This is a genomic window from Parafrankia sp. EUN1f, from assembly GCF_000177675.1.
In the GTDB taxonomy this organism is placed as follows: domain Bacteria; phylum Actinomycetota; class Actinomycetes; order Frankiales; family Frankiaceae; genus Parafrankia.
This window is the reverse complement of sequence record NZ_ADGX01000114.1, coordinates 21,068-27,109: the sequence shown is the minus strand read 5'-3', so window position 1 is coordinate 27,109 and position 6,042 is coordinate 21,068. Positions and strand designations below refer to the sequence as shown.

General features: G+C 71.2%; 5 protein-coding genes. 2 read left to right on the top strand and 3 right to left on the bottom strand.

Going from position 1 to position 6,042, the window contains the following annotated elements; all coding sequences use genetic code 11:
* The first annotated feature begins 459 nt into the window (after nt 1-459).
* Together FREUN1FDRAFT_RS27290 and FREUN1FDRAFT_RS27285 are read left to right on the top strand one after the other, a co-directional pair.
* Complete coding sequence (locus tag FREUN1FDRAFT_RS27290; protein WP_006543509.1) at nt 460-1,395, top strand: DUF1003 domain-containing protein; 936 nt, start codon at nt 460-462, stop codon at nt 1,393-1,395.
* Nucleotides 1,396-1,605: 210 nt separating this feature from the next.
* Nucleotides 1,606-3,324, top strand: coding sequence for a D-alanyl-D-alanine carboxypeptidase family protein (locus tag FREUN1FDRAFT_RS27285; RefSeq protein ID WP_006543508.1), 1,719 nt, complete (start codon nt 1,606-1,608; stop codon nt 3,322-3,324).
* A gap of 52 nt (nt 3,325-3,376) precedes the next feature.
* Here the strand turns inward: FREUN1FDRAFT_RS27285 and FREUN1FDRAFT_RS27280 are convergent, their stop codons facing one another.
* The 3 genes from FREUN1FDRAFT_RS27280 to FREUN1FDRAFT_RS27270 form a co-directional block, all read right to left on the bottom strand.
* Nucleotides 3,377-4,276 (bottom strand): YihY/virulence factor BrkB family protein, encoded by a 900-nt coding sequence (locus FREUN1FDRAFT_RS27280; protein WP_006543507.1) that lies wholly within the window; start codon nt 4,274-4,276, stop codon nt 3,377-3,379.
* Nucleotides 4,273-4,833, bottom strand: coding sequence for a 2'-5' RNA ligase family protein (locus FREUN1FDRAFT_RS27275; protein WP_006543506.1), 561 nt, complete (start codon nt 4,831-4,833; stop codon nt 4,273-4,275). Before FREUN1FDRAFT_RS27275 ends, FREUN1FDRAFT_RS27280 begins: the two co-directional genes overlap by 4 nt.
* 342 nt (nt 4,834-5,175) lie before the next feature.
* On the bottom strand, nt 5,176-6,018 hold the full coding sequence (locus FREUN1FDRAFT_RS27270; RefSeq protein WP_006543505.1) for a serine hydrolase: 843 nt from the start codon (nt 6,016-6,018) through the stop codon (nt 5,176-5,178).
* Nucleotides 6,019-6,042 lie beyond the last annotated feature (24 nt).

Below are 6,042 nucleotides of genomic sequence, written 5' to 3'. Positions count from 1 at the left end.
CCGTCCACACCAGGGCCGCTGACCAGCGCACGACAGGCGACGGAAGGGCGACAGAGGTCACGGGCGACCCGATAGCAGAACAATCGCGAGGGCCGGCTATCCTTGACAACAGATTTCCCATCCTCTACTGAGGCTGACCAGAGGAGGTGGCCGCTGTGAGTCCTGGCGGGTGCTCCAGTAACGGCCGCTTCCTGCTGGTGGGCGCCGGCTGACGATCAGCCTGGCGGTCGGCCTGGTCCTTTCCTCCTCCGCTCGTGGGGTGGTTCACGCGACCAGTGGCTCCGACCCGCGTCCATGACACCCGGGTGCTGGTGATCTCCCGGGTTCTTCTCCGGCAGGTGCGGTCCCTCAGCGACGTGTCGGTCCGGGCCGCCGTGGGTTCTTCCCTTCGCGGCCTGCTCTGGAGTGCGTCTCGGGCCTGATCCCCTGTGGTGGTCCGAGCGCGGAGGGGACTCTCCCATGAGCGTCAACACCACTGCCCGCCTCGCGATCCGCCGCGGATCCGGCTCCGACCGGCTTGACCTGCCGGCCGACGGCCGATCCCCGCTGATCTCGGGCCGGGTGGACCGTGAATCTCTCAGCCGCGGCGCCGAAACCATCGCCCGTTTCCTGGGCACCGGGCGCTACCTCGCGATCCAGACCTGTGTGGTGATCGTCTGGATCTCGCTGAACGTGGCTCTGCCACTCCTGCGGTGGGACCCTTACCCGTTCATCCTGCTGAACCTGGCCTTCTCGACCCAGGCCGCGTACGCCGCGCCGCTGATCCTGCTCGCGCAGAACAGGCAGGACGACCGCGATCGCGCGGCGCTCACCGAGGACCGGGCCGCCGCCATCCGGATGCGGGAGGACACCGAGTTCCTGACCCGCGAGGTCGCGGCCCTGCGACTCGCGCAGAGCGACACGGCGACCAGGCAGTACCTGCGCGGCGAGCTGTCGAACCAGCTCGAGTCACTGCGCGGTGACATCGAGACACTGCTTCGCACCTCACTCGTGCCGGCACCACCAGCGGCACCGGCACCACCGGCGGCACCGGTGCCACAGCCCGCCCTGGCCACCCCGGCCGTCCTGGCCACCCCGAACGGATCGGTGTCTCGGGCGGCGCGGATGAACCCGGCAACATCATCCGTGTTCGGCACGTCAACCGCCACCTCGCCGACAGTAGGCACGGCCGCGCCGGATGTCGCTGCGGCAACAGCTCTCGTCGCTCACGATGACGCTGCTGGCGGCACCGGCCCCGGTGGGGGAACCGGCCTGCCGGTCGCTCGGCTCCCCGAGGCCACGCCGCCGGACGGGGGTACCACTACGGGCCATCTTTTCCTCCCAAGCCGAACCGGCTCGCGGGGTGGACGAAAGGTACCCATCCGGACAACCCGAGCACGGATCCGAGACACGTGACTCGGCAAACTCACCAAATGAAGATCGGACGGTAACGTTCGGTAGGTGCATGCCGGCCGGACGCGTCGATCTTGCCCCGACTCGCTTGTCCCGCACCGCACCAGCCAACAGCAGGCCGCCCGGCCTGGCCGCGCGCCTGCGCACGCGTCTCGCCGGCTGTGTGCCCGATCGTCACCGGCGATCCACCGTGCGGTCCTGACAGCGACCGGTGTGGTCTCGTCCTTCCTGCTCGCGATCGCCGCGGCGCCCGCGACGGCGGCGACGGCGACGGCGACGGCGACGGCCACCGAGACGGCGGTGAACACAACTGCCGAAGTCGCGCAGGTCCCGCCGCCCTGGTCGCTCACCGCCCCGGCGACTCCCGGGGAGCCGCAGGTCGGGGCGGTGTCCCCGCCGACCCCCGCTGCCGCGCTGACAGCCGGCGAGCCGACGGCTCCTGGGAACGGCCGTCCAGGCGCCTCCGAGACATCCGTGCCGGAGCCTGCCGGCATCACCGCCGAGGCGTGGATGGTCGCGGACGCCATCAGCGGCGCGATCCTCGCGGCCCACAACCCGAACCTGCCCGACCTGCCCGCCAGCACGATGAAGATGCTCACCGCGCTCACCGTGCTGCCGAGCCTGCCTCCCGACCGCGTGGTGACGATCAGCGACGAGGCGGCGCGGGTCGACGGCACCCGGGTCGGGCTCGTCCCCGGAGTCCGCTACACCGTGCGCGACCTCGCCACCGCGATGCTCATCGCCAGCGGCAACGACGCGACGGTCGCGCTGGTGGAGGCGGCCGGCGGGCGCGACGCCGTGCTCGAGCGGATGAACCGGCTGGCCGCCAGCCTGGGCGCGCACGACACGGTGGCCGGCGATCCCACCGGCCTCGACGCCCCCGGGCAGCACACGACCGCCCACGACCTCGCAGTGATCGGGCGGGCGGTGCTGAACAACCCGACCGTGCGCGCGTATCTCACCATCCCACGGGCCGTGCTGCCCGGCCGGGGCGATGAACGCTTCGAGATCGCGAACCACAACACCCTGCTGGGGACCTACGAGGGAACCATCGGGATCAAGAACGGCTACACGATCGCGGCCGGTGCGACGTTCGTCGGCGCCGCGGTGCGAGACGGGCGGACCCTCATCGTCTCCCTGCTGCGGACCGCGCCGACCTATGCGACGGATGCCAAGGCGCTGCTGGACTGGGGCTTCGCGCACGCGGCCGACGTCCGCCCGCTCGGTCGGCTGGCCGAGCCGGCACGCACGGATCCCGCGACAGCGGCGCAGGCCAGCGCGGGCACCGACACAGGGACCGGCGGGCCGGGCCCAGCACAGGCCGCCGACGCCGCGGCCGGCGGCGACGGCCGCGGAGGCGACGGCGACTCCAAGGAGAACGACCGGTTCCGCCAGGCGGCGGTACCGGCCGACTCCGGGGGCGGCGTCGGCACGGCGACCTGGGTGGCGCTCGCCATCACCGTCGCCGTGTCAGCCCTGACGCTCCTCGGCCGCACCCGACGCCGAGCCGACGCCATCCAACGGGCCCCGCGTCCACCGGCCCGCCACGGCCACCATCACCGCCACCGAGACGGTCACCGGCGCCGCACCAGAGCGCGCGAGCTGGAACATCAGGAGATCACTACCGCCCCGGCGGCCGGCCGGGCCCGGGTAGCTCGACCAGGCGGACCCATAAGCCACGAAGCGACCACCACAGCACGGCTTCGGCACGGACGTCCTTCCGCTCCCGCCGACAGGCGCGCGGGCGGGACGGACGGAGCGCGCCCTCACCCCGCCCCAGGCGCGCACGCCCGGCCGAGGTCAGACGGCCGAAGGCACCTCGTGGGTCTGCCATCGCTGCTCCCCGACCCGCCGCGGCCGCAGGGGGACGACGAGGAGCGCAGACGTACGGACACTCCCCCGTTCGGCACCGCCCGCTCACCCGCGCCGTAGCCAGCCGGCCCGGCAGCCAGCCAAGCCAGCCAGCGCGGCAGCCAGCCAGCGCTCAGGCGGCGGTTGCTGTACCCGACGGATCGACATCCGACGTGTAGGGGCCGGTCACCGCCCATGCGGCGACGAACAGCATCCACCGCATCATGATGTTGATCCAGATCAGCAGCCCCACGATGACGGCGAACGTCCCGTACACCGGGTTCGAGGTGGTCTGGCCGACCAGCCAGGTTCCGAGGATCTTGAGAAGCTCGACGCCGACCGCGCCCAGCAGGGCCGCACGCAGCACCCGGTCCCGGTTCGTCCGCTCGGGCAGGTACCGGAAGATGAAGACGAACACCGCCATGTCGATGACCAGCGCGACCCCGAGGGCCAGCAGGCCGGTGACCCACGCGGCCGCGGTGTTGCCGGCAAGGCCGATCCAGCGCAGGAACGCGTCGGTGGCCGACGTCGCGAGGCTGGTGACGACCAGCGACACCGCGAGTGTCAGACCGAGGCCGGCCAGGATCGCGACGTCTCGGATCCGGCGCATGACGAAGTTGCCGGCTTCGAGGCTCTGGTGCCAGATGATGCGGATACTGTCGCGCAGCGCCGAGACCCACGCGAGGCCGGCGAGCAGCAGGCCGGCGAGACCGATCAGCCCGGCGCCGACCTTGGCCCGGCCGATGGTGGCGACGTCCAGCCGGTCGGCGAGGCCGGGCAGATAGTCGTTGATCTGCTCGGTGAACTTCGCCTGGGCGTCGGGATAGGCGTCGACCACGAACCCGAGGACCGAGAAGGCCAACGCCATGATCGGGAAAAAGGAGAGAAAGGCGAAATACGTGGTGGAGGCTGCGCACCGGTCGCCGCCGTCGCCCGTATAACGCTGGTAGGCGCGGACCGCGTGGTCTATGGCCGGGCGCCGGCTACGCACACCGCCCACGGCGGCGCCCACCGACACCACGCCCGCTTTCACCGCATCTCGTTGTCCTGCCACGTCGGCCTGCCACCCCCGCCTGCAAACGGAAAATGACGCAACTGGCGCCAGGCGCAGTCATCGCCGCGTTCATAGAGCTCGAAACCCGTGGCGTCGAACTGGGCCCGGTATTCGGCCAGCAGGTCGAACGCACGATCCAGCGACACCTCGTCGAGTTCGTGCGCGACCGTCACGTGCGGGTGGTACGAGAAGCGGGCCGGCCGGTCCAGGGGGCCGGAGCGAACGGCCTTCTCCAACAGCTCGCAGCAGGAGGTCCCCTGCGCGAGTGTCACGAACACCACCGGGGACAACGGCCGAAAGGTCCCGGACCCCTGCAGCCGGATCACGAACGGCTCGTAGCCGACGGCCACCCCGGCAAGATGACGTTCGATCGTCGCCAGCTCCGAGGCGAGCACCTCGGTCGGCCCGAGCAGGGTGATATGGGGCACGATAAGCCCCGCGTTGGGATCACCGAGCCGCTTGCGCCAGTCCCGGAGTTCCGTGCGAAACGGCTCCGGAATCCCGATGGCCACACCGATGGAGCGCACCGCGTTCATCTGGCGGTCCTTCACCTGGCGCCGGTCCGGCCCGACCACGCGGTGGCTGACCACGAGACACGAAGCAAGCTCTGCCGACGAACCATGGCGCCATCATGGCCCACGAGACCACACTGTCTCCCGGGGACCAGGGATGACCTCGCTCCGCTATCGCACGCCGACGCAGAAGCACCAGGTCATGCTCGCCGACCGTGTCCACGGCCTGACGCAGCGGGCCTCGAACCGGGCTCGGGCAGGCCTCGGGCAGGGCTCGAACACGGCCTGGACAGGGCTCGGACACGGCTCGGACAGGGCTCCGGCGAGGATCAGACGAGGTTCAGGCTGCCGGCTCGACCGGATAGGTCAGGCCACCGAATCCGTCGAGGCCGCGAGCTCGGCGAGGACATCCCGGGACAGCACCGGCCACGCCGCGGCCGCCCATTCCCCGAAATCCCGGTCGGTCAGCGCCACGCAGGCCACGCGCACCTCGGGATCGACCCACAGGAACGTGCCGGAACGGCCGAAATGGCCGAAGGTCGCCGGGCTGTTGGTCGCGGCGGTCCAGTGCGGGCTCTTGTGCCCGCGGATCTCGAACCCGAGGCCCCAGTCGTTCGGGTCCTGCCCGCCGAAGCCGGGCAGGATTCCGGTCAGGCCGGGAAAGACGACCGACGTCGCCCGGGCGAAAGTCTCCGCGGACAGCAGCGTCGGTGCCAGCAGCTCGGCGGCGAACGCGGCCACATCGGCCAGGCTCGCGGTGACCCCGAAGGCCGGTGAATCCGTCAGGGCCGCGGTCTTCATGCCCAACGGCTCGAACACGGCCTCGGCGAGATAGGTCGCGAACGGGATCTCGGTGACCCGTTCGAGATGGTGGCCCAGCTCGTCGAAACCCGCGTTCGAGTAGATGCGGCGGGTACCCGGCCTGGCCAGTACCCGGCTGCTGGCGAACGCCAGGCCGGACGCGTGTGCCAGCAGGTGGGCGACCGTCGACCCCTCGGGCCCGGCAGGGTCGTCGAGCGCGACGGCGCCCTCCTCGACCGCGACGAGCATCGCGTACGCGCTCATCGTCTTGGACACCGAGGCGAGGCCGAACGGCAGCTCCGGATCGCCGCTGACGCCGACCTGCGTGACCGCGTCACCGGCACGCCGCAGCACGACAGCCGAGACTGATCCCACCGGCCACTGGTTCAACTGTCGGAGCGCGTCCATATTTCGCACTCTACGAACTGGCCC

Coding starts and splice junctions, on each gene's coding strand:
- FREUN1FDRAFT_RS27290 (WP_006543509.1), top strand. CDS start 460: ATGAGCGTCAACACCACTGCCCGCCTCGCGATCCGCCGCGGATCCGGC.
- FREUN1FDRAFT_RS27275 (WP_006543506.1), bottom strand. CDS start 4,833: ATGAACGCGGTGCGCTCCATCGGTGTGGCCATCGGGATTCCGGAGCCG.
- FREUN1FDRAFT_RS27270 (WP_006543505.1), bottom strand. CDS start 6,018: ATGGACGCGCTCCGACAGTTGAACCAGTGGCCGGTGGGATCAGTCTCG.